Genomic DNA, 22581 nt, shown 5'->3' on the forward strand with positions numbered 1-22581 from the left:
CTCCCCCGGCCCCTCGAATCCGCTCAGCGCAGATGCGACGTGTCGTTCAGCAGACGCAGCGACGCGTTGCCGTCGGCGTAGTAGGCGACCGCCGAGAGCGACGCCGCCGACAGCTCCATCCGGAACAGGGACTCCGGCGGTGCCCCCAGCGCCAGTCTGACCAGGGTCTTCACCGGTGTCACATGGGTGACGACCAGCACGGTGCGGCCCGCGTGCCGCGCCAGCAGGGCGTCACGTGTGGCGGCGACCCGTGTCGCGACCGCGTTGAAGCTCTCGCCGCCGCCCGTCGGTGCCACGCCGGGTGACGCCAGCCAGGCGCTCAGATCGTCCGGGTACCGCTCCCTGACCTCGGTGAACGTCAGCCCTTCCCAGTCCCCGAAGTCCGTCTCGCGCAGCCCGTCCTGGACATCGACGTCCAGTCCGAGCCGGGTGGCGACGGCGTCCGCGGTCCGGCGGCAGCGCAGCAGCGGGGAGGAGACGATCGCCTGGATCGTGCCGCGCGCGGCCAGGGCGGTCGCGACGGCGTCGGCCTGCCTGCGGCCGACGGCCGACAGCTCCGGGTCGCCGCCGCCGCTGCCCGAGAAGCGCTTCTCGGGGGTGAGGGCGGTCTCGCCGTGCCGCAGCAGGACGAAGGTGGCGGGTGTGCCGAGGTCGGCGGCGCCCCAGCCGGCGGACGGCGCGGCCTGTTCGGGGACGACGGGCATCAGTTCGTACGCGGCGGCCAGCGCCGCGCGCGCCTTCGCCGCGCCGGCCGCCGCGTCACCGGGCGGCCCCTGGGCCGCGGGAGCGGCCGAACGCGCGGCCCCGCGTCCCGACTTCGCGTCGAGCTCCGCCGTGGAGCCCGAGGGCTCCCACCGCTTGCCCTTCTTGCCCGCGTCCATCGCCTCGTTGGCGAGCCGGTCGGCGTGCTTGTTCTTCTCGCGCGGGATCCACTCGTAGCGGACCTGCCCCGTGGGAAGGATCCGCCCGGCCTCGGCGGCCAGCGGCTTCATGTCCGGGTGCTTGATCTTCCAGCGCCCCGACATCTGCTCCACGACGAGCTTGGAGTCCATCCGGACGTGTACGTCGGCCCCCGGGTCGAGCGCCTTCGCGGCCTTCAGCCCGGCGATCAGACCCTTGTACTCGGCGACGTTGTTCGTGGCGACGCCGATGTACTCGGCGGCCTCGGCGAGCGTCTCACCGGTCACCCCGTCGATGACGACGGCGCCGTAACCCGCCGGACCCGGGTTGCCCCGCGACCCGCCGTCCGCCTCGACGACGAATTTCGGCATCTACAGACCCGATTCGGCGGTACGGACGAGGATGCGGCGGCAGTTCTCGCACCGCAGGACGGTGCTGGGGCTCGCCGCCTTGACCTCGTTGACCTCGGTGATGTTGAGCTCCAGCCGGCAGCCCTCGCAGCGGCGCTGGTAGAGACGGGCCGCGCCGACGCCGCCCTGCTGCACGCGCAGCTTCTCGTACAGCTTGAGGAGGTCGGCGGGGATCGTCGCCGAGACGGATCCGCGCTCCCTGGTCGCCGTCGACTCCTCCCCGTCGAGCTTCTCCGCGGCGGCGTCGCGGCGCGCGACCGCGTCGTCCGTCTTGGCCTGGACGGAGGAGACGCGTTCGGTCAGTTCCGCCGCACGCTCCTGCGCGGCCTCACGGCGCTCCATGACCTCGAGGACGACGTCCTCCAGGTCACCCTGGCGCTTGGCGAGCGAGACGATCTCGCGCTGGAGGCTCTCCAGGTCCTTGGGCGAGGTGACGGCGCCCGAGTCGAGGCGCTGCTGGTCGCGTACGGCGCGCTGGCGCACCTGGTCGACGTCCTGCTCCGCCTTGGTCTGTTCGCGAGCGGTGTCGCTCTCCTCGGTCTGCGAGGCGACCAGCAGGTCGCGCAGCTGGGTGAGGTCCTTGGTCAGCGACTCGATCTCGGCGTGCTCGGGCAGCGAGTCGCGCCGGTGGGCGATCTGCTGGAGTCGCAGATCGAGGGCCTGGACGTCGAGGAGTCGGATCTGGTCGGCGGGTTCGGCGTTCAGTTGGGGGCTCCTGAGGAGTGGTGGGAGGACCAGGGGTCGGTGACCGTCTTCGAGACGTGGACCCGCAGGTCCCAGCCGTGACGGTCGGAGATCTCGTCGAGCTGGGTGGCCGCGAGTTCGCACCAGGGCCACTCGGTGGCCCAGTGCGCCGCGTCGACCAGCGCCAGCGGTGAGTGCTGTGTGGCCTCGGAGACCGGGTGGTGTCGCAGGTCGGCCGTGAGGAAGACGTCCACACCCGCCGCCCGTACGTGGTCGAAGAGGCTGTCGCCGGATCCGCCGCTCACGGCGACGGTGCTGACGACGGAGTCGGGGTCGCCGGCCACGCGGATGCCCTGCGCGGTGGCGGGCAGCCGGTGCGCGGCGCGTGCGGCGAAGTCGCGCAGGGTCGCCGGGCGGTCGAGTTCGCAGACCCGGCCCAGGCCCCGCCGGCCGGCCGGGTCGGTCGGGTCGGGTACGAGGGGGCGTACGACGCGCAGGTCGAGCGCGCCGGCGAGGGCGTCGGAGACTCCCGGATCGGCGCTGTCGGCGTTGGTGTGCGCGACGTGCAGCGCGATGTCGTGCTTGATCAGGGTGTGCACGACGCGGCCCTTGAAGGTGCCGGCGGCGACCGTCGTCGTCCCGCGCAGATAGAGCGGGTGATGGGTGAGGATCAGATCGGCGCCGAGCCGCAGGGCCTCGTCCACGACGTCCTGGACGGGGTCGACGGCGATCAGGACGCGGCTCACCGGGGCGTCGGGGTCGCCGCAGACGGTGCCGACGGCGTCCCACTGTTCGGCCCGCTCGGGCGGCCAGAGGGCGTCGAACTGGGCGAGGACTTCGGACAGGCGGGGCACGGGGCAAAGGCTACCTGCCACCCCTGGTGCTCCGACCATGGGCGGCGGGCTCCCGGTCGCCCGGCGCCCGCTCGCGGGGCGGCTTCCGGTCCGTCCGGCGGTTGAGGACGCCGCCTGCCGGATCCACCCACCCCGCCCCGTCCGGTGCTCCGGGACGAACGGGTCCACCGGACGGCGCCCGGTGGACCCTCCGGTGTCACTTCGCCAGGTACCCGCGCAGATCGTCCAGCACCAGCTCCGCCGCCGTGACGCCGAGCCCCAGGTACCAGGTCTCGTCCGGTACGTCCTCGGCCTGTCCCGACTCGACGGCCTCCAGGTTCTTCCAGAGGGGGTTCGAGCGCGCGGTGTCCCGCTTGGTGGCCTTGGGGTCGCCGTACACACCGGTGAAGATCCAGTCGGCGTCCGCCTCGTCGATCTTCTCGGGGCTGACCTCGACGGCGAGATCGTTGATCTGCTGGTTCGCGGGCCGCGGCAGACCGGCGTCGTCGAGGATGGTGCCGATGAAGGACGCCTTGGCGTAGAGGCGGATCCTGCCCGGCATGTACCGCACCATCGAGATGGTCGGCTTGTCGGCACCGATGTCCGCGGACAGGGCCTTCACCTTGGTGTCGTACGCGCCGAGCGCCTTCTCGGCCGCCGCGCTCCGGTCGAGCGCCGCCGCGTTGAGCCGGAAGTTCTCCTTCCAGGTGAAGCCCGGGCGGATGGAGAACACGGTGGGGGCGATCTTCGACAGCTCGTCGTACTTGTCGGCGGCGCGCAGCTGGCTGCCGAGGATGAGGTCGGGCTCGAGGGCGGCGATCGCCTCCAGGTTGAGGCCGTTGATGGTGCCGACGCTCGTCGGGCTGCCCGCACCCTTCTTCAGGTACTCGGGTATGCCCTCGTCGCCCTCGGTGGGCGCGTAACCGACCGGCGCGACACCGAGCGAGACGACGTTGTCGAACTCGCCGACGTCCAGCACGACGACGCGCTCCGGCCGCGCCTGGAGGACGGTCTCGCCCATGGCGTGGGTGACGGTACGGGGGAACTCGCCCGGCTCGGCGTCGGTGCCGTAGCCCGCCGTCTTCGCCGCCGCCTCCGCGAAGTCCTCGCCTCCCTGTGCGACGGCCTTCTTGTCCGCTCCGGCGGGGGAGGACTTCTCGTCCGATCCTCCGTCGCTTCCGCAGGCCGCGAGGGAGAGGGCGGCGGCGAGGGCCACCAGCGCGGCCGTGCCGCGACGTCTAACGGACATCAGCGCTCCAAGAGTCTTACTTAGGGATGCCTTACTTTAGGCACGCCCGTCCCGGTCGGCACAACCACCCCCTTCCCCTCAGCCGAACCCTGGACCAGCCACCCTTACGTGTGAAGCGGGCGGGCCGGTGTTGTTCGGCAGCGAGTGCGAACCTAGCGTCGTCGCCGGAGGTGACGGATCGATGACAGCCTGTGTCATTGAGAGCGTGGATAACGTCGCGCCGGACGGGGCCGTCCGGCGCGCTGGACTCGCGATCGCGTCGGACGGTTCGTACGCGGCGCGGCTGACCCTCGGTACGGACGGCGGAGCAGGCTCCCCTTCCCCGGAAGCACGGGAGCGGGAGGGGACTCAGGAGCGAAGAGACGGCGCGGGCGCCGCGTGGTTCCCGGAGCGGTGGACGCTCGACGGACCGGAGCCGTACGCCGTACCGCTCCCCCTCGACCAGCCCGAGGAGCCCGACGCCGATGTGCTGCCGCTGGCCGACGGCCGGGTGCTGATCCACCGGCGGGTGGCGGGCCGGCAGGGGTTCTCGCTGCTCTACCCGACCGGGCCGGGGACGGGTGAGCTGCCGCTCGGCGCGGTCGGGTGCCCGGAGCTGACGCTGCTGCCGCCGTCGCCCGACGGCACGAGCGCCTACGCGCTGGCGCCCGGCGCACACGGCACGACCGTCTGGCTGGTGGCGGGCGGTGCCTTCGGCCCGGAACCGGTCGCGACCGTGCGCGGACGCTGCACGGGCGGCGTCTGGCTCGACCGTACGGGGCGGCTGCTCTCCGTCGACCGTGAACTGGACGGTGTGGTCAAGGCGGTCGCCGTCGATCTCCAACGCGGCGGCGAGGTGAGCCCGCTGCTCCAGATCGCGGAGGGCAGCAACGACCGGCTGCTGCTGGCCGACGCCGACAGCGGTCTGCTGCTGATCCGCTCGGACGCGCCGGGCCAGGACCTCCTCGGCTGGGGCGTGCTGGGCAGCGCTCGGCCGGTGCGCTTCCCGGAGTGCCTGCGGCCGGCCGGCCGCGTCGTCACACCGTTCGCCGCCCAGCCGGGGCAGACGCTGATGCCGGAGAGCTGCGCGGTCGCGCTGCGGATCGACGGGCCGGCCGGTACATGGGTGGGGACCTGGCGGCCGTCGGACCGACGGCTCCACCAACAGTCCGCCCCCGAGGGCTGGTTGGCCGGGGCGGGGCTGTGGTCGCGGGACGGGGTGCTCCAACTGCCGTACGCGACCGGCACGATGCCGTGCGGCCTGGCACGGCTGGAGGTACCCGGCGACGTTCCCCGGGCCGAGCCGACGGACACTTGGCACGGCGCCCCGCCGGATATGCGGCCGGAATCGGCCACAGAACCCGCACAAGCGGAAGCCGCAGGTGGGAATGGGTCCGCGCCCCGGCCAACTCGTCTCGTCCACAAGCCGGTTCCGTTGCAGCAGGCACCCCTCACCGGGCGTACGGCCGCCGGATAGGGCTGGTTAGTGTTTTGCCGCGGGTCCGGTCGGTCGGTACGGGGACGGACGGCCCCGTGTGCCAGCAGTGGCAGCAGCGATGCAGCGATTTAACGGGGTGACTTCCCACATGTCTGAAAGCCGAACAGACACGGCCCAGGACCGTCCGCACCAGGCGGCCGGCGACCGGGACGGAACGGGCCACGGAAAACACCGGGCCGGGCCCCCGCGACCGACGACTCGCAGTCGTCGGCCCACGGGCGCCACCGCCGTCCCGGGGAGGGCGTCGAGACGGTCTGAGTGCCGTTCTCCCTCACCGGGCGGACCCGGACGGACTTCGGGTCCGCCCGGGTCCGCCCGGGTCCGCCCGGGTCCGCCCGGGTCCGCCCGGTGTCCGGGGCGAAACCCGCGCAAGGCAGCACCGCCGGGCGAACACCGTGTGAGGGCGGGACATTTGTCCCGGCCGAGTCCGTACATGCGCATCTGCCGGGGCCCGCCCGCTTTCCGTAGCCTCGTCGGCATGAGACGACCAACGGCCGCGGCGACGGCACCGGCACCGGCAACGGCGACGCCCGAGACGCACCGCGCAACCGCAACCGCACCCGCCCCGTCCGCCGTGCGCGTCGAGGGAGCCGTCAAGTCCTTCGGCGCCGTACGCGCGGTGGACGGCGTCGATCTGGACATCGCACGCGGCGAGACCATCGCCCTCCTCGGACGCAACGGCGCGGGCAAGTCCACCACCATCAGCCTGCTGCTCGGCCTCGACGAGCCCGACGCCGGCCGCGTCCGGCTCTTCGGTGAGACCCCCGAGCGCGCGGTGACCTCGGGGCGGGTCGGCGCCATGCTCCAGGAGGGCAGGCCGGTCCGCCGTACGACGGTGCGCGAACTCGTGTCGTTCGTCGCGAGCACCTACCCGCGCCCGCTGCCCCTGGCCGACGCCCTGGACCTCGCCGGGCTCACCGAACTCGCCGGGCGCCGCGTCGACAAGCTCTCCGGCGGCCAGTGGCAGCGCGTCCGCTTCGCGATCGCCCTCGCCGGCAGCCCCGAGCTGGTCGTCCTCGACGAGCCGACGGCGGCCCTGGACGTGGAGGCCAGACGCGCGTTCTGGACGTCGATGCGCGCCTACGCCCGCCGGGGCAACACCGTCCTGTTCTCCACGCACTACATGGAGGAGGCCGACGACAACGCCGACCGGATCGTGGTCATCGACCACGGCCGCATCGTCGCCGACGGCAGCGGCGGGAGCATCAAGCGCGCGGTCGGCGGCCATCTCGTCGCCTTCGACCTCGCGGGGCGCGGCACGGAGGGGCTCGGCACGCTGCCGGGTGTCGTCTCGGTGGAGATACGGGGCGACCGGGCCCGGCTGCGTACGGACGACTCCGACGCGACCGTGGTGGCGCTGGCCGGCCTCGGCCGGATCAAGGGCCTGGAGGTCGCCCACGCCACGCTGGAGGACGCCTTCCTCACGCTCACCGGTACCGGGAAGACGAAGGAGACGGTGTGATGTTCGCCTACGTCCGGCTCGAAGTACGACGCACCCTGCGCGACCCGGGATTCGTGATCTTCGGCGCCGGGATGCCCGTGCTGATGTATCTGCTGTTCACCAACCTCGGCCCCGCCGACGACGGCGCCGACGGCTGGAAGACGACCGCGATGGTCGGCATGGCCGCCTACGGTGCGCTCGGCGCCGCCGTCGGCGTCGGTACGGGCATCGCCGAGGACCGCTCGCTCGGCTGGCTGCGCCAGTTGCGCATCACCCCCATGCGGCCCCGTCAGGTCGTACTCGGCCGCGCGGTCACCAGCTCGGTGACCGTCCTGCCCGCGATCCTGGCGGTCCTCACGGCCGGCGCCTTGTCCAACGGGGTACGGCTCCACGCGTGGCAGTGGGCCGTGCTGGTCCTGCTGCTGTGGGTGGGCACGCTGCCGTTCACGCTGTTCGGGATCGGCAACGGCTACCGGCTCTCCGCGCAGACCGCGGGAGTGGTCAACGTGGGCGCCCTGATGGGTCTGGCCGTGCTCGGCGGGCTCTGGTTCCCGATCGAGGCGTTCCCGGGCTGGCTGCGGAGCGTCGCCGAGTACTCGCCCGCCCACGGATTCGCCGAACTCGGCTGGGCCACGACCGCCGGCCACGCCCCCGGCATCACGGCGGTCGCGGTACTCCTCGGCTGGCTGGCGGTCTTCGGTTCGTACGCTGTCATGTCCTACCGCAAGTCCGCGAGGACGGCATGACCGACGTGGCGACGGAGACCCGGCGCGAGCAGGTGAGGACACAACGGCGGGAGCCGAAGGCCCGGCGCGGGCTCAGGCCGGGGTCGACCGCGGGCTTCGCCATGCTGCCGTGGCTCCTGCTGGGCCTCGGTTCCTTCTCCAACCTCACCCGGGGCGAGACCCCCAACCCCTGGTTCAACGCCATCGGGCTGCTGGTCTTCAACTCCCTCTACATCAACGTGGTTTTCCGTGCCTTCCACCCGTCGGCACGGCACAGCGGGGGCACCTGGTTCGCGCTGGCCGGGATGGCCGTGACGACGTTCGGCCTCGGCGGTGCCTACGGCGGCAGCTGGCTGCTGTTCTTCCCGCTGTTCGGGCTCGCCTGCGGCATCGTGCTGCGCGGCCGGTACCTCGCCCTGGTCGGCGCGCCGCTGGCGGTCACGGTCGCGGCCGTCGCGGCCTTCCACGACGGCTGGGGCGCGGTCACCATCGCGTACGGCACGGTCATCTCGATGCTGGTCACCGCGGCGATCCTGGCCCTGTCCGAGACGGTGGTGGAGCTGCGCTCGACCCGGCAGGAGCTGGCGCGTGCGGCGGTCGAGGAGGAGCGGCTGCGCTTCTCGCGCGATCTGCACGACCTGCTCGGCCACACCCTGTCCGTGATCGTGGTGAAGTCCGAGGCCGCTCGCAGGCTCGCGCCGCGCGACATGGCCGCCGCACTGGCGCAGATCAGCGACATCGAGTCCGTCGGCCGGCAGGCGCTGACCGAGATCCGCGAGGCCGTCACCGGCTACCGCGACGCCGGCCTGACGACCGAACTGGACCGGGCGCGCTCCGCGCTGACGGCCGCCGGGATCGAGCCGGTCGTAAGGCGGTCGGGACCGCCGCCGGGACCTCGTACGGAGGCGCTGCTCGGCTGGGTCGTACGGGAGGCCGTCACCAACGCCGTACGGCACAGCGGGGCGACCCGCTGCGAGATCACGGTGGACGGCGCGCCGGAACAGGTCCGGCTGGTGATCGCGGACAACGGTCGCGGCGTACGCTCTGGACCTGCCGACGACATGGGCGCGGACACGGGTACGGGAACCGGTTACCAAGGTACGGGCCTGACGGGTCTCACCGAGCGGCTGGCCGTGGCGGGCGGTTCGCTCGAAGCGGGTCCGGGTGGTCCGGCGGGGCGCGGCTTCCGGGTGACCGCCGTACTCCCGGTCGACCCCACGGCGGACGCGCGGCCCACGGGAACGGATTCACCGACGAAATCGGAGCGACCGGAATGATCAGAGTCCTTCTCGCCGAGGACCAGGGCATGATGCGCGGCGCCCTCGCGCTGCTCCTCGGTATGGAGAGGGACATGGAGGTGGTCGCCCAGGTGTCCACCGGGGACGCCATCGTCCCCACCGCCCTCACGGCACGCCCCGACGTCGCGCTGCTCGACATCGAACTCCCCGGCCGCAGCGGTCTCGACGCCGCCACCGAACTGCGCGAGGAGGTCCCCGACTGCCGGGTGCTGATCCTCACCACCTTCGGCAGGCCCGGCTATCTGCGCCGGGCCATGGAGGCGGGGGCCGCGGGTTTCCTGGTCAAGGACGGGCCGGTGGAGGAGCTGGCCGAGGCGATCCGGCGGGTGCTCGGCGGGGAGAGCGTGGTCGATCCGGTGCTGGCCGCGGCCGCACTGAGCGCGGGTCCGAGTCCGCTGACCGCCCGTGAGCGCGACGCGCTGAACGCCTCCGTGGACGGGGCGACCGTCGCGGACATCGCGGCGAAGCTGAATCTGTCCGAGTCGACCGTGCGGAACTACCTCTCGTCGGCGATCGGCAAGACCCGCACCCGTAACCGCATGGAGGCCGTGCGGGCCGCCCGGCAGCAGGGCTGGCTCTGAGGGACCGGCGCACGCGGCGCGGGTCACGTGCCCCCCGTCATGCCGGTCGTCATGTGTCCGACTGGCGCGGCAGCCAGAAGAACATCAGCACGGCCGCCACGAACAGCAGCCCCGCCCCGGTCCTGAACGCCAGCGCGTACCCCTCGGTGAGCGCCACCGGCCCCGTCCCGTGGGACGTACGGGCCGCCGCGACCGTGGAGAGGACCGCGAGGCCGATGGCCCCGCCCATGGTCCGCGAGGTGTTCACGAGGCCGGAGACGAGACCGGCCTCGCCGGGTGCCGCGCTCGCCGTCGCGAGGGCGGCCAGCGGTGTCATGGCCAGTCCGGCGCCGGCCATCATCAGGATGCCGGGTCCCAGGATCGTCCTCAGGAAGGTGCCGTCGGCGGTCATCATCGACTGCCAGCCGAATCCGGCGGACCCGACGAGCGCGCCGAGGACCGCGACGTGGCGGGCCCCGACGCGCCGCATCAGCAGGGGCGCCAGCTTGGAGCCGAGTACGACGCTCAGCGAACTCGGTATGAGCGCGAGGCCCGCTTCGAGGGGCGTGTAGCCGAGGACGTTCTGGGCGTAGACCGTCATGAAGAACCACATGCCGAACGACGCCGAACCGGTGACCACCATCCCCGCGTTGGCCGCCGAGACCGCCCGGACCCGGAAGAGTCTCAGTGGCATCAGCGGCTGTTCCGTGCGCGCCTCCACCACCAGGAAGGCCGCGAGCAGCAGCAGCCCGCCGAGGAGCGGCACGAGCGTGGCCGCGGCCGTCCAGCCCGCCCGCTCGGTCTGCACGATGCCGTACGCGACGACGGCGAGACCGCCGGTGACCAGGACGGCGCCGGGCAGGTCCAGCCGGCGCCGCGCCTCCTTCGCCCGGCTCTCCGTCAGCCACAGCACGGCGGCGGCCAGGACCAGCGCCCCGGCGGGCACGTTGATCAGCAGCACCCAGCGCCAGGACAGCGCATCGGTCAGGACACCGCCGACGAGCCCGCCCGCCGCGCCCCCGCCCGCGCCGACCGCGGCCCACGTGGCTATGGCCCTCGTCCGCGCCGGTCCGGCGGGGACGGCGGCGGTCAGGATGGTGAGCGTCGCGGGGGCCAGCACGGCGGCGCCGAGACCCTGCACACCACGGGCGGCGAGCAGTTGCCAGCCCTCCTGCGCGAGACCGCCTGCCAGGGACGCGGCGGTGAAGACACCGAGCCCGGCGAGGAACATCCGTTTGCGGCCGAAGATGTCGGCGGCCCGGCCGCCGAGGAGCATGAAACCGGCGAACGCGATCGAGTAGGCGTTGAGGACCCACTGGAGACCGATGGTGCTGAGGCCGAGGTCGGTGCGCATCGACGGCAGGGCGACGTTGACCACCGAGACGTCGAGGACGACGAGGAACTGCCCGGCGCACGCGGCGGCGATGACGGCCCAGGTACGGGTCGACCGCGCGGCGGGACTCTCGGAGCCGGACGCGCGACCGGGCCCGGAGCCGGGCCCGCCTTCGGGCTCGCGGCCGTTATCGGTTTCGGGGACTGCCGGGACTTGGGCCATGGCCGTCATGGTCGCAGCCCCTCCCCTGCCCCGTACATCGGGATATCGATGTACGCGACACCGGGCCCGCGGCCTAAGTCCGGTCGTCCCCGCGGAATACCCGGGCCCCCGGAAGCGTTGAGCTTCCGTCCACCCGGCCGCCCCGCCCACTCTTCCCCTGCCCGGAGGCTTCACCTATGCCGCAAGCGACGCCCGACCAGTACGCCGGACCCGGCCCCGTCCCCGGGGCCGTTGCGCGCAAGCGGGGCACCGGCGGCGTCGTACCGGTACTCGCGTTCGCCGGCATCACCGTCGCCGTCATGCAGACCCTGCTCGTCCCGATCATCAAGGACCTGCCGTCGCTGCTCCGTACGTCGCCCGACAACGCGACATGGGTCATCACGGCGACGCTCCTCGCGGGTGCGGTGTCCACCCCGATCATGGGGCGGCTCGGCGATCTGTACGGCAAGCGCCGGATGCTGCTCGCGAGCCTCGCGGTCATGGTCGTCGGCTCGCTGATCTGCGCGTTCACCGACGATCTGACGGTGATGATCGCCGGCCGCGCCCTCCAGGGCTTCGCGATGGGCGCGATCCCCCTGGGCATCGGGATCATGCGTGACGAGCTGCCCCGGGAGAAGCTCGGCTCGGCGATGGCCCTGATGAGCTCGTCGATCGGGGTCGGCGGCGGGCTCGCCCTGCCCGGCGCCGCGCTGGTCGCGCAGCACGCCGACTGGCACACCCTGTTCTTCGGCGCCGCCGGGCTCGGCGTGCTGTCGATGGTGCTGACGGTCCTGGTGGTGCCGGAGAGTTCGGTACGGGCGGGCGGCCGGTTCGACTGGTTCGGCGCGCTCGGGCTCTCCGTGGGCCTCGTCGCCCTGCTGCTGCCGATCACCAAGGGCAGCGCCTGGGGCTGGACGTCGTCCACGACGCTCGGTCTGTTCGGCGTGGCCGTCGTGGTCCTCGGACTGTGGGGTTCCATGGAGCTGCGTCTGCGGGCCCCGCTGGTCGACCTCCGTACGAGCGCGCGCCGCGAGGTGCTGCTGACCAACCTCGTGTCGGTGATGGTCGGCGTCGCGTTCTACGCGGTGTCGCTGATCCTCCCGCAGCTTCTTCAGCTCCCCACGTCGACGGGTTACGGCCTCGGCCAGTCCATGGTCGTCGCGGGCCTGTGCGTCGCGCCGCTGGGTCTGACGATGATGTTCGTGGCCCCGGTCTACGCCCGGATATCCGCGCGGCGGGGCCCCAAGGTCTCGCTGATGATCGGCATGGCGGTCATCGCGGTCGGTTACGGCGCGGGGCTGGTCATGATGAGCGCCGCCTGGCAGACCGTCGTCATCTCGGTGGTCCTCGGCGCGGGTATCGGGCTGGCGTACTCCTCGCTGCCCGCCCTGATCGTGGGGGCCGTCGACCCGAAGGAGACGGGCGCCGCCAACGGGCTCAACACACTGGCCCGTTCGATCGGTACGTCGGTCTCCAGCGCCGTCATCGGCATGGTGCTCGCACGTACGGCGATCGGTACGGGCCCCACGGCGGTCCCCAGCCTGCACGGCTTCCGCATCTCGTTCGTGATCGCCACGGCCGCCGTGCTCGGCGGTCTGGCGCTGGCGGCGTTCCTGCCTGCCCACCGCACCTCGCCCCGGACGGAGTTGCTGGCCAGCAGCGAGGACGACGCCCCCGCGCCGCCCGGCGTCCGGGGCTTCCGCGGCCGGGTGCTGGACGCCGACGGCGTTCCCGTCCCGCGGGCGAACGTCACGCTCATCGACCCCCGCGGCCGGCAGGCCGGTCTCACCACGGCGGACGACGAGGGCCGGTACGCGCTCGCGGCGCCCTGCGCCGGTGAGTACGTCCTGGCGGGCTCGGCCACGGGCTACGCGCCGTACGCCCACCCGGCGGCCTGCCTCGGCGGGGCGCTGTCGGTGGACGTCGACCTGGTGCTGGCGCCCAGGGCGGCGCTCCGGTCTCAGGGCGTGTCCGGAATGTAGCGCCGTCCGCCCGCGGGGCGGGGCCCGCGGCGGCAGGCGCGGTGCATCGCAAGGCGGAGGACCGGTGTGGTGGATGGACCGGCCGTACTCGGCAGACTCCGACAACGCAGGGGGCACCTCCCGTGCCCCCTCGGGGGCTACACCGTGCCGGGCGCCACGGGCCGGGCGGGACATTCCGGACACGACCTAGGGCGTGTCCGTGTGCGGGGCGGCGTACGGCACCATGGGCGACCGCACCGCACACCCGCTCAGGAGGAACCGATGACCGCCGGGACCGCCCCGCACGAACCGAACCCGGCCGCCGCCCCCACCCCCTCCCCCGAGGTGCTGGACGCCTTCGAGCGCGCCAAGGGCTTCATGCCGACCGGTGAGGGCCTGGCTTTGTACACCGCCGCCGTCGAAGCCGCCGCCCTGGGGCTGCCGTTGCTCGAGGTCGGCACCTACTGCGGCCGGTCCACCATCCTGCTCGCCGACGCGGCCCGCGCCGCCGGTGTCACGGCGCTGACCGTCGACCACCACCGCGGCAGCGAGGAGCAGCAGCCCGGCTGGGAGTACCACGACCCGTCGGTCGTCGACCCCGAGGTCGGCCGTATGGACACGCTGCCGTCCTTCCGCCGTACGCTCCACGCGGCCGGCCTGGAGGACCATGTCGTGGCGGTCGTCGGCCGCTCCCCGCAGGTGGCCGCCGTCTGGGGCGGTCCGCTCGGCCTGGTGTTCATCGACGGCGGCCACACCGACGAGCACGCGAACGGTGACTACGAGGGCTGGGCGCCGCATCTCGCCGTGGGCGGGCTGCTGGTCGTGCACGACGTGTTCCCCGACCCGGCGGACGGTGGCCAGGCCCCGTACCGGGTGTGGCGGCGCGCGCTGGCGTCCGGCGCGTTCGCCGAGGTCTCGGCGCACGAGTCTCTGCGTGTCCTGCGACGTACCGGGGCGGGAACCTGACGCTCCGTCCTTCACGCACTAGCATCGCCGGGTGTCGTACGACGAAAGCCACCCCCCCGCCCGCCGCCGCCCCCTCTCACGGCTCACGCTCGTCATCGCCGCCGCGGCCCTGGTGCCGGGCGCCTTCGCCGGCTGGCTGATCTGGCAGGCCACCGGCGGGTCCGACGACGGGGGCCCCGCCGGCCTCCCCGCCCAGGGCTCCAGCGCGTCCGCCTCGGCCGACCCCTCGCCGGGTTCGTCCGGACCGGGGCCGTCCGGCACGCGGTCGCCGTCGAAGCCCGCGTCCGGCGGCGACGCCGCTCCGGGGGACGCGCGGCCGGCTCCCGGTGACGGGCCGCTCGCGGGCCGGACCGTCGTCATCGACCCGGGGCACAATCCCGGCAACTTCAAGCACACGGCCGAGATCAACAGACTCGTGGACATCGGAACCAATCGCAAGGAATGCGACACCACGGGCACCTCGGGCAACTCCGGTTACACGGAAGCCGAATTCACCGCCGATGTTTCACAGCGCCTCCGCACTCTCCTCCGTAAAGAGGGGGCGACGGTGAAACTCACACACGAGAACGACCGGGCGTGGGGACCGTGCGTGGACGAGCGCGCGGAAATCGGTAACAAGGCCGGTGCGGACGCGGTCATCTCCATCCACGCGGACGGCTCGGCCGCGGGCAACCGCGGCTTCCATGTCATCCTTCCCGCACTGGTGAAGTCGGGCGGGGCCGACACCTCGAAGATCGTGGCCCCCTCGCGCGATCTCGGCGAACGCGTCGCGGGCAATTTCGTACGCACGACCGGAAGCGCACCGTCCAATTATCTCGGCGGGGGTACGGGACTTGATGTGCGTGACGACCTCGGCGGGCTGAATCTCTCGACCGTGCCCAAGGTCTTCATCGAGTGCGGCAACATGCGTGACTCGAAGGACATCGCCCTGCTGACGAGCGCCGACTGGCGGCAGAAGGCGGCACAGGGAATGGCGGACGGGATCAGCGGCTTCCTGAAGCGATAGCCACACCCGTAACCCCCGGCCGATAGCCGAACACGGGGAACGGCGCGCGAAAACGCGGGGGAAGGCGTCCGAACAGCCGTCAAATGGCAACGGATTCACAACGAAAAGACCGCGATCCATTCTTCTTCGCGCACTCCCGCAACCGTTGGAGGGCCTGCCGTGGTCCTCTTCCCAGGTGGCCCGGAACCGAGGAGACGCCCCGCTCGGGCAGAGGATAGATTTATCCGTACGATAGGGAGCCGCCCCCGAGCTTCGCACCCCTCGCCGTCGCCCCTGCGACGGTGGCGACCGCCCCGACGAGACGACCTACGAAGGACTTTTCAACGTGAACATCCGCTCCCTCACACGAGGCGATGGCGTGGTGATCGGAGCAGCGGTGGTGCTGTTCATCGCCTCGTTCCTCGACCTCGTCGGCATCGACTGCCCGCAGGGCGTCGACTGCTCGAGCTACAGCTCGAACGCCTGGGACTCGCTCGGTCTTGTGATGAGCATCTACATCGCCGGCATCATCGGCGCCGCGCTCATCGTCGTCGGTCGGGGCATGCCGGGCCGCAAGGTGGCAGGTCTCGACCTCGGCCAGTTCGGTGTCGCCCTGACCGTCTTCGCGCTGTGGACCGCGTTCTGGACCATCATCGACGCGAACAACGCGGGCGCCGGCCTGATCCTCGGCCTGCTCTCCACCATCGTGCTCGCCGCGGGCGCCCTCGCCACCCCGCTCGTTCCCGCCCTCAAGGCGCCCCTCGTCGGCGCCCCGAAGCCGCAGGTCGCCTCGCCGTACGGCCAGCCGGGCCACCCCGGCCAGGGTTACGGCTACCCGGGCGCCCAGCAGCAGCCGTACGGCGGCCAGCCGGGTCAGCCCCAGCCGGCGTACGGCGGTGCCCAGCCGGGCCAGCCGGGTCCGGGTCAGCCCTCGCAGGGCGGGCAGCCGGCGGCGCCGGGTCCGAAGCAGGACGGCTCGTCCGGTGGCAACTTCGAACCGTTCTGGTTCGCCGTGCCGGTGGCCCGTCCCCTGTACGGCGAGGACGGCTCGCCGTCCCCGATCGCCGAACTCGCTCCGGGTACGTGGTACTTGGCCGTCGAGCAGCGCGGTCCGGGCCTGATCGCCCAGACGCAGGACGGCCGCCGCGGTCTGCTTCAGGACACGACCGGCATCCAGCGCGGCTGAGCCGCGCGACAGCACCGTCCGACGGCCCCCGCCCTCCCCGGGCGGGGGCCGTCGGCGTCGACCGGACACGGCATGCCGGCAAGGTGGGGGGTTTCGGCCGTCCGGGAGCGGCAACACGGACGTCATGGCCACACGTCAACGCAGTGGAAGCAGCGCAGCAGCCACGATCCTCGTAGTGATCGCGGATGTCATGGCCTTCATCTTGGGCCTCTGGATTCTGATGTACCTGCTGGATGCCAACCGCGCCAACGACCTGGTGAACTTCGTCCAGGACGCGGCGCGCTGGCTCGCCGGCTGGTCCTACGACCTGTTCACCTTCGACGAGGCATGGGCGCGAGTGGTGTGCGGCTACGGTCTCGCGGCCGTGGTCTACCTGTTTATCGGCCACGCGCTGGCCAGCCGGATCCGCCGGGTCTGACGGGCAGTCAGTAACCTTGCTCAGCCGACCCGTTCACAGCAGTCCGGCTCAAGCCCGGACGGCAGCCTCTCACCGCTGAAGACCGCCGTGGTCGCCTCGTCCCCCCCGAGAGCGGCCACGGCCAGCAGCAGTGAGGCTGCCGTCCAGCTCGTCAACTCCTCGGGCCAGACGGCCTTCTCACCCTCGAAGACATAGCCCGTCCAGTACATGCCGCCGTCCGCGCGCAGATGCCCGATGGACTGGAGTACGTCCAGCGCCCGGTCCGACTCGCCCACCACCCACAGCGCCAGAGCGAGTTCGCAGCTCTCGCCGCCGGTCACCCACGGGTTGGGCAGCACACAGCGCACCCCCAGTCCGGGGACGACGAAGCGGTCCCAGCCCTCCTCGATCCGGTCCTTCGCCCGCGGTCCGGTCATCGCCCCGCCGAGGACCGGGTAGTACCAGTCCATCGAGTAGCGGCTCTTGTCGAGGAACCGCTCGGGGTGCTCACGGATCGCGTGGGCGAGTGACCCGGCCGCCAGCTCCCAGTCGGGCTGCGGCTCCTCACGTTCCTCGGCGATGGCGAGCGCGCAGCGCAGCGCCTGGTGCACGGACGAACTGCCGGTCAGCAGCGCGTCGTCGACGGGTGTGCCGTCGGCCTCGCGCTTCCAGCCGATCTGCCCGCCGGGCCGCTGGAGTTCCAGGACGAACCCGATGGCCGAGCGGACGACGGGCCACATCCGGTCGAGGAAGACCTCGTCGCCGGTGGCCAGGTAGTGGTGCCAGACGCCGACCGCGGGATAGGCGCAGAAGTTGGTCTCGCGGCTGAGATCGGTCGGCCGGGTGGCCTCGCCGTCGTCGTAGGCGGCGTACCAGGACCCGTCCTCGTTCTGGTGCCGGGCCAGCCACGCGTACGCCCGCGCCGCCGCCTCGTGTTCACCCGACGCGTCGAGCGCCATGGCGGCCTCGGTGTGGTCCCAGGGATCGAGGTGGTGGCCGCGGAACCAGGGGATGGCACCGTCGGGGCGCTGGACGGCGAGGATGGCGGCGACGGTCTCGTCGGCCTGATCGGCCGTCAGGACACCGGGCAGGACGAGGTGTTCGGTGCGGTCGGGGCCGCGACCGGGCAAGGTCACTTGCCCTCCGCCGTCGGCAGGTGCGGCTTGGTGGCGTAGGCGACGAAGCTCTTGCCGACGACCGGGTTGAGCAGTTGCTCGGCGAAGCGCGTCGCGAAGGGCTTCTTCATGATGTCCCAGACGAGGAGCTTGTGGTACGCGCGGACGGGCAGCGCCCGGTCGTTGTCCACGCCGAAGGCGCACTTGAGCCACCAGTACGGCGAGTGCAGGGCGTGCGCGTGGTGGGTGCCGTAGGGCCGGAGTCCGGCCTCCCGTATCCGGTCGAGGAGTTCGTCGGCCCTGTAGATACGGATGTGGCCGCCCTCGACCTCGTGGTACGCGTCGGACAGCGTCCAGCAGACCTTCTCGGGGCCGTAGCGGGGCACGGTCACGGCGATCCGGCCGCCGGGCCGCAGGACGCGGACCATCTCGGCGAGTACGCCCTTGTCGTCGGGGATGTGCTCCATGACCTCGGAGATGATCACGACGTCGAAGGACTCGTCGGGGAAGGGGAGGTTCAGCGCGTCGCCCTCCATCGCGGTGGCGGTGGCACCGGGTGGCGCCTCGCCGGCCTCCTTCATCGCGGCGAACCAGGTGGCGACCTCGCGGATCTCCGCACCGTTCCGGTCGAGGGCCACGACCTGGGCGCCGCGCCGGTAGCACTCGAAGGCGTGCCGGCCCGCGCCGCACCCCAGATCGAGCACCCGGTCGCCGGCGGCGAGCGGGAAACGGGAGAAGTCCACGGTCAGCACGAGTTCCTGCTTTCGCGGTCGGGATGGGGAGGGCGGGTTGGCGAGATCAAGGATCGGGGGTGGGCGGAACGCCGGTCACAGGGCCGGGGAGGACAGACACGACGGGCGCGGGGCACACGGCCTCATCGGCGGGCCGCCCTCGCATGGGCGGCGACGGCCGCGCGGTACAGCTCGACGGTGCCCTCGGCGGCGCGCGCCCAGGTGAACCGGCGCAGCACCCGCTCGCGCCCCGCGGCGCCGAGCCGCTCGCGCAACTCCCGGTCGCCGAGGAGTCTGTTGAGCGCGGCGGCCAGGGCGTCCGCGTCGCCGGGCGGTACGGCCAGAGCGCTCTCGCCGTCGGCCCCCGCGACCTCGGGGATCGCGCCGCCGGTGGTGGCGACCAGCGGGGTGCCGGTGGCCATGGCCTCGGCGGCGGGCAGCGAGAACCCCTCGTACAGGGACGGCACGCACGCGATCTGCGCGCCGCGCACGAGGTCGACCAGTTCGGCGTCGGAGATGCCCTTGACGAACCGGACGGCGTCGCCGAGCCCGTACCGCTCGATGGCCCGGTAGACGGGGCCGTCCTCGGCGCGCTTGCCGACGACGACGAGATGCGCCGAGGGAGTCGACGTCCGGACCTTGGCCAGCGCCTCCACCAGATGTATGAGCCCCTTCAGCGGCACGTCGGCGCTGGAGGTGGTGACGATCCGGCCCGGGATCTCGGGGACGGCGGGGTCCGGTGAGAACAGGCGCGTGTCGGCGCCGATCGGGACGACCCGGATGCGCTCGGGCCGCACTCCGAGGTGGTCGGTGATCTCCTGCTTCGAACTGCCGGAGACGGTGACCACGGCGGGCAGCCGGCGCGCGACGCGCTTCTGCATGCGGGTGAAGCCGTACCAGCGACGTACGGAGGCGCGGGCGCGCCGCCCGTCGGCGGCGTCGATCTCCAGCCGCCGGTCGACGGTGATGGGGTGGTGGATGGTGGTGACGAGGGGGGCGCCGAGATCGCCGAGGAGCCCGTAGCCGAGGGTCTGGTTGTCGTGGACGACGTCGAACTCGCCCCGGCGGGCGGCCAGATGGCGGCGGGCGCGCAGTGAGAAGGTCAGCGGTTCGGGGAAGCCGCCGGTCCACATGGTGGCGACTTCGAGTGCGTCGATCCAGTCGCGGTACTCGCCGCGCTTCGGCGTCCGGAACGGGTCGGGCTGCCGGTAGAGGTCGAGACTGCCGAGCTCGGTGAGCGGGACGCCCTCGTCGAGTACGGGGTAGGGCTGGGCGCCGATGACCTCGACGCTGTGGCCGAGACGGGCCAGCTCGCGTGAGAGGTGCCGTACGTAGACGCCCTGGCCGCCGCAGTAGGGGTTGCCCTTGTAGGTGAGGAGGGCGATCCGCAGCGGCCGGTCCGCCGCCGCGAAGGTGCCTGCGGGCCCTGCGGGGGTACCCGCCTCTACGGCCTCAGCGGTCACTCTCGGCCCTCACTTCTCACTTCACTTTCGGCGGAGCGTAACGCTCGCGTCAATCCGGAACAAGTTCCCGTCCGGGGGACGGGAGGACACGGGGAGCCTCGAATCTACCGGCAGGTAGCGCCCCGCAGAGGGGCGGCCCCGGGTGATTCGCACCACGGCGGGCCCGTGCGGCGCGGCCGGAGTGAGCGGGTGGGCATGATCGATGACGGGGCGTCAGGCGAGGGGTGTCCACGATCGCGGGACGGGGCCGGCGCGGGTCCGTCCGGCGATCGGGGACCGGTCCGGCCCGGCGGGCGCGTGCCTCCGGCGGCCCTGTCCGGCACCGGCGCGGGCGGCGGCGGCCGGGGCGGCCGAAAAGGGGCCGGTAGAGTGAGCGCGTCGTCATCATGCCCGTACGGGGGGAAGCCGGTGCGAATCCGGCACTGACCCGCAACCGTGAGCCGCCCTCACCGGCGGTGAGTCGGAACACCCCGGACGCGGACGTGACCGGCTCGCGCCACCGGAAACCCCCGGTGGCCGGCACCGTCGAGGCATACGGAGCCGAGCCTGGTGCCTCAGCGTGCCTGCCCGGTTCCCGCGTTCACGCGTTCACGCAGGAGAGGCCGCACCCGCCATGACCACCGTTCGCCGCCACCTGGCGCGCGGCGCAGCAGCGCTCGCCGCGGCCGCTGTCCTGTGCGTGACCGCCGTCCCCGCCGTGGCCTCCGCCGCCCCGGCCGCCCCGGCCTCTCCGGCCGACGAAGGGGTTCCCGCAGGGCCGCCTGCCGAGCTGCCCGACGGGATGTACGGCACGACGGACCCGACGTACGACGGTGTCTGGCGCCAGTCGCTCGCCATGCTGGCGCAGCGCGCCGTGAACGTCATGCCCGCCGACTCCGCCGTCAACTGGCTCCTCGGCCAGCAGTGCGACAGCGGCGCCTTCCCGGCGTACCGCCCCGACCCCACGAAGCCGTGCGACGCGACGACCGTCGTCGACACCAACTCCACGGCCGCCGCCGTACAGATACTGGCCGCGCTCACCACCTACCCGGACGCCATGAACAACGGCATGAGCTGGCTGGCCTCCGTGCAGAACAAGGACGGCGGCTGGGGATACAGCGCGGGCGCGCCCAGTGACGCCAACTCCACGGGCCTGGTGATAGGAGCACTGGCCGCCGGCGGGGCCCCGGTGGACAAACGGCTCTCGACGCAGGGCAGGTCCCCGTACCAGGCGCTGAACAGCTTCGCGATCCCCTGCGACGCGCGGGAGGGCGGCGGCGCGTTCGCGTATCAGCCGGACAAGTCCGGCAAACTGCTCCCCAACGCCGACGCCACGGCCGCCGGTCTGCTCGGCGGTATCGGCAAGCGGATGGTCACGACGGGCGTCGAGCCCGGCCCCGGGCCCGTCTGTCAGGACCTGCACCCGCTCACCCCGGAGCGCGCGGCGCGCAACGGCGCGTCGTATCTGGTGAAGGCGCTCGCCGAGACGGGGCATCTGGACCAGCCGCCCATGCCGGGCGCCGCCGACTCGGCGCCGCTGCCGGACCACGGCAACACGGCGGACGCCGTCGTCGCGCTGACGACCGCCGGGTACGGCAAGCAGGCGGTGGCCCCGATGAAGTGGCTGGAGAGGAACTCGGCCGCGTGGGCGAAGGAGAACGGCCCCGCCGCCTACGCCCAGTTGATCTTCGCCGCGCACACGACGGGCACCGACCCGCGCAAGTTCGGCGGCACCGACCTGGTGAAGGCCCTGAACGCGACGGGACCGGCGCCCAAGTGGATCGGGCCCAAGCCCCTGACGACCGCCGAGCAGCAGAAGGTGCTGGCGGAGCAGAAGGCGGAGAAGCACAGCATGTCCGGGAACCTGTGGACGATGGGCATCGGGGCGTTCTTCGCGCTCGTCGTCTGCGCGCTGTTCGTGGTGCGGGCGAAGCGGCGCCGGGCATGAGGCGGGCACCGGTACGCGTGCGGATACGGGCCCGGCGTCTCGTCCCGCTCGTCGCGGTCCTGCTCGCCTTCACCGGCGCGCTGACGGTGCCGGGCACGGGGACGGCCCACGCGGCGGGCTACCGCTACTGGTCGTTCTGGGAGAGCGACGGCGCGCGGTGGACGTACGCCACACAGGGACCGGCCCTCGCGCGCCCCGCCGACGGCGCGGTGAACGGTTTCCGCTTCGCGGTCAGCGCGGACAGCCAGGACGCGGCGAAGCCCCGCGAGACACCGGACTTCACGGCCGTCTGCGGGTCGACCCCCGCGAAGAGCGGCGCCAAGCGGGTCGCGGTGGTCGTCGACCCCGGCACGGAGGCGGACGCCCCGGACGGCGAGAAGCCGCCGGCGCCGCTGGCAGAGTGCGCGCGGGTCGACGCCGACGCGACGAGCGCGGACGCGCTCGCGGCGGTCGCGAAGCCGCTGCGCTACAACAGCGCCGCGCTGCTCTGCGCGATCACCGGCTACCCGAAGTCGGGCTGCGGCGAACAGATCTCGGACGACGGGGCCGCCTCCCCGGCCCCCACCGCCTCGCGCGCCACGGGTGGCCTGAGCAGGGACGACGAGGACGAGGAGGGCGGCACCCCGTCGCTCGGCATCCTCGCGGGAGCCGCGGCCGTGCTCACCCTGGCCACGGCCGCGGTCTGGCAGGCCCGCCGTCGCCGCGGCTGACCCGGCCGAGGCGGGCCGGCCGGATGCGG

Annotated in this window: 20 protein-coding genes and 1 riboswitch; of the genes, 12 read left to right on the top strand and 8 right to left on the bottom strand. The window is 72.7% G+C overall.

What is annotated here, in order from left to right:
* Positions 1-23: 23 nt before the first annotated feature.
* From SSPS47_RS08780 to SSPS47_RS08795, 4 genes are all read right to left on the bottom strand, one after another.
* Positions 24-1271, bottom strand: coding sequence for a bifunctional RNase H/acid phosphatase (locus SSPS47_RS08780; protein WP_164250032.1), 1248 nt, complete (start codon positions 1269-1271; stop codon positions 24-26).
* Entirely contained in the window at positions 1272-2015 is a 744-nt protein-coding gene (locus SSPS47_RS08785) for a C4-type zinc ribbon domain-containing protein (protein WP_203558046.1), read from the bottom strand. It lies immediately after the preceding gene.
* Positions 2012-2848 (bottom strand): Nif3-like dinuclear metal center hexameric protein, encoded by an 837-nt coding sequence (locus tag SSPS47_RS08790; protein WP_147873037.1) that lies wholly within the window; start codon positions 2846-2848, stop codon positions 2012-2014. Before SSPS47_RS08790 ends, SSPS47_RS08785 begins: the two co-directional genes overlap by 4 nt.
* Positions 2849-3044: 196 nt before the next feature.
* Complete coding sequence (locus SSPS47_RS08795) at positions 3045-4076, bottom strand: iron-siderophore ABC transporter substrate-binding protein (RefSeq protein ID WP_164250034.1); 1032 nt, start codon at positions 4074-4076, stop codon at positions 3045-3047.
* 181 nt (positions 4077-4257) lie between these two features.
* Between SSPS47_RS08795 and SSPS47_RS08800 the strand changes: the two genes are divergently transcribed.
* From SSPS47_RS08800 to SSPS47_RS08820, 5 genes are all read left to right on the top strand, one after another.
* Positions 4258-5532 carry a hypothetical protein gene (locus tag SSPS47_RS08800; RefSeq protein ID WP_164250036.1) on the top strand — a complete coding sequence of 425 codons (1275 nt, stop codon included), beginning with the start codon at positions 4258-4260 and terminating at the stop codon, positions 5530-5532.
* A gap of 595 nt (positions 5533-6127) precedes the next feature.
* A complete protein-coding gene (locus SSPS47_RS08805; RefSeq protein ID WP_164254456.1) occupies positions 6128-7015 on the top strand; it encodes an ABC transporter ATP-binding protein in 888 nt (295 codons plus the stop codon).
* Entirely contained in the window at positions 7015-7740 is a 726-nt protein-coding gene (locus SSPS47_RS08810) for an ABC transporter permease (protein WP_147872859.1), read from the top strand. The genes SSPS47_RS08805 and SSPS47_RS08810 overlap by 1 nt, the downstream gene beginning before the upstream one ends.
* Before the next feature lie 101 nt (positions 7741-7841).
* Positions 7842-8996 carry a sensor histidine kinase gene (locus SSPS47_RS08815; RefSeq protein ID WP_239065233.1) on the top strand — a complete coding sequence of 385 codons (1155 nt, stop codon included), beginning with the start codon at positions 7842-7844 and terminating at the stop codon, positions 8994-8996.
* The gene (locus SSPS47_RS08820) at positions 8993-9598 is read left to right on the top strand and encodes a response regulator transcription factor (protein WP_164250040.1); all 606 of its coding nucleotides are present in this window, start codon (positions 8993-8995) and stop codon (positions 9596-9598) included. The genes SSPS47_RS08815 and SSPS47_RS08820 overlap by 4 nt, the downstream gene beginning before the upstream one ends.
* Before the next feature lie 49 nt (positions 9599-9647).
* Here SSPS47_RS08820 and SSPS47_RS08825 read toward each other — a convergent pair whose 3' ends face one another.
* On the bottom strand, positions 9648-11132 hold the full coding sequence (locus tag SSPS47_RS08825; protein ID WP_164250042.1) for an MFS transporter: 1485 nt from the start codon (positions 11130-11132) through the stop codon (positions 9648-9650).
* A gap of 176 nt (positions 11133-11308) precedes the next feature.
* On the opposite strand from SSPS47_RS08825, the gene SSPS47_RS08830 reads away from it, so the two are divergent.
* The 5 genes from SSPS47_RS08830 (at position 11309) to SSPS47_RS08850 (ending at position 16627) form a co-directional block, all read left to right on the top strand.
* Entirely contained in the window at positions 11309-13093 is a 1785-nt protein-coding gene (locus tag SSPS47_RS08830; RefSeq protein ID WP_164250044.1) for an MFS transporter, read from the top strand.
* 261 nt (positions 13094-13354) lie between these two features.
* Positions 13355-14038: a class I SAM-dependent methyltransferase gene (locus SSPS47_RS08835; RefSeq protein ID WP_164250046.1), complete on the top strand. Its 684-nt coding sequence runs from the start codon at positions 13355-13357 to the stop codon at positions 14036-14038.
* 31 nt (positions 14039-14069) lie between these two features.
* A complete protein-coding gene (locus tag SSPS47_RS08840; RefSeq protein ID WP_164250048.1) occupies positions 14070-15044 on the top strand; it encodes an N-acetylmuramoyl-L-alanine amidase in 975 nt (324 codons plus the stop codon).
* A gap of 325 nt (positions 15045-15369) precedes the next feature.
* Complete coding sequence (locus tag SSPS47_RS08845; protein ID WP_164250050.1) at positions 15370-16209, top strand: hypothetical protein; 840 nt, start codon at positions 15370-15372, stop codon at positions 16207-16209.
* Positions 16210-16333: 124 nt separating this feature from the next.
* Positions 16334-16627 (top strand): hypothetical protein, encoded by a 294-nt coding sequence (locus SSPS47_RS08850; RefSeq protein ID WP_147872867.1) that lies wholly within the window; start codon positions 16334-16336, stop codon positions 16625-16627.
* A 20-nt stretch (positions 16628-16647) separates the two neighbouring features.
* On the opposite strand, the gene SSPS47_RS08855 is transcribed toward SSPS47_RS08850, so the two are convergent.
* The 3 genes from SSPS47_RS08855 to SSPS47_RS08865 all read right to left on the bottom strand — a co-directional run bounded on the left by SSPS47_RS08855 (position 16648) and on the right by SSPS47_RS08865 (position 19915).
* On the bottom strand, positions 16648-17742 hold the full coding sequence (locus tag SSPS47_RS08855) for a prenyltransferase (RefSeq protein WP_164250052.1): 1095 nt from the start codon (positions 17740-17742) through the stop codon (positions 16648-16650).
* The gene (locus tag SSPS47_RS08860) at positions 17739-18473 is read right to left on the bottom strand and encodes a class I SAM-dependent methyltransferase (protein WP_147872869.1); all 735 of its coding nucleotides are present in this window, start codon (positions 18471-18473) and stop codon (positions 17739-17741) included. Before SSPS47_RS08860 ends, SSPS47_RS08855 begins: the two co-directional genes overlap by 4 nt.
* A gap of 122 nt (positions 18474-18595) precedes the next feature.
* Positions 18596-19915, bottom strand: a complete 1320-nt coding sequence (locus SSPS47_RS08865; RefSeq protein WP_164250054.1) for a glycosyltransferase family 4 protein — start codon at positions 19913-19915, stop codon at positions 18596-18598.
* A 398-nt stretch (positions 19916-20313) separates the two neighbouring features.
* Positions 20314-20386, top strand: a riboswitch (cobalamin riboswitch).
* 142 nt (positions 20387-20528) lie between these two features.
* On the opposite strand from SSPS47_RS08865, the gene SSPS47_RS08870 reads away from it, so the two are divergent.
* A complete protein-coding gene (locus tag SSPS47_RS08870) occupies positions 20529-21842 on the top strand; it encodes a prenyltransferase/squalene oxidase repeat-containing protein (protein WP_164250056.1) in 1314 nt (437 codons plus the stop codon).
* Positions 21839-22552 (top strand): SCO2322 family protein, encoded by a 714-nt coding sequence (locus SSPS47_RS08875; RefSeq protein WP_164250058.1) that lies wholly within the window; start codon positions 21839-21841, stop codon positions 22550-22552. The genes SSPS47_RS08870 and SSPS47_RS08875 overlap by 4 nt, the downstream gene beginning before the upstream one ends.
* Positions 22553-22581: the final 29 nt, after the last annotated feature.

Source organism: Streptomyces sp. S4.7, from assembly GCF_010384365.1.
Classification (GTDB): domain Bacteria; phylum Actinomycetota; class Actinomycetes; order Streptomycetales; family Streptomycetaceae; genus Streptomyces.

Coding starts and splice junctions, on each gene's coding strand:
- SSPS47_RS08780 (WP_164250032.1), bottom strand. CDS start 1,271: ATGCCGAAATTCGTCGTCGAGGCGGACGGCGGGTCGCGGGGCAACCCG.
- SSPS47_RS08795 (WP_164250034.1), bottom strand. CDS start 4,076: ATGTCCGTTAGACGTCGCGGCACGGCCGCGCTGGTGGCCCTCGCCGCC.
- SSPS47_RS08800 (WP_164250036.1), top strand. CDS start 4,258: ATGACAGCCTGTGTCATTGAGAGCGTGGATAACGTCGCGCCGGACGGG.
- SSPS47_RS08810 (WP_147872859.1), top strand. CDS start 7,015: ATGTTCGCCTACGTCCGGCTCGAAGTACGACGCACCCTGCGCGACCCG.
- SSPS47_RS08815 (WP_239065233.1), top strand. CDS start 7,842: ATGCTGCCGTGGCTCCTGCTGGGCCTCGGTTCCTTCTCCAACCTCACC.
- SSPS47_RS08820 (WP_164250040.1), top strand. CDS start 8,993: ATGATCAGAGTCCTTCTCGCCGAGGACCAGGGCATGATGCGCGGCGCC.
- SSPS47_RS08825 (WP_164250042.1), bottom strand. CDS start 11,132: ATGGCCCAAGTCCCGGCAGTCCCCGAAACCGATAACGGCCGCGAGCCC.
- SSPS47_RS08830 (WP_164250044.1), top strand. CDS start 11,309: ATGCCGCAAGCGACGCCCGACCAGTACGCCGGACCCGGCCCCGTCCCC.
- SSPS47_RS08835 (WP_164250046.1), top strand. CDS start 13,355: ATGACCGCCGGGACCGCCCCGCACGAACCGAACCCGGCCGCCGCCCCC.
- SSPS47_RS08850 (WP_147872867.1), top strand. CDS start 16,334: ATGGCCACACGTCAACGCAGTGGAAGCAGCGCAGCAGCCACGATCCTC.
- SSPS47_RS08870 (WP_164250056.1), top strand. CDS start 20,529: ATGACCACCGTTCGCCGCCACCTGGCGCGCGGCGCAGCAGCGCTCGCC.
- SSPS47_RS08875 (WP_164250058.1), top strand. CDS start 21,839: ATGAGGCGGGCACCGGTACGCGTGCGGATACGGGCCCGGCGTCTCGTC.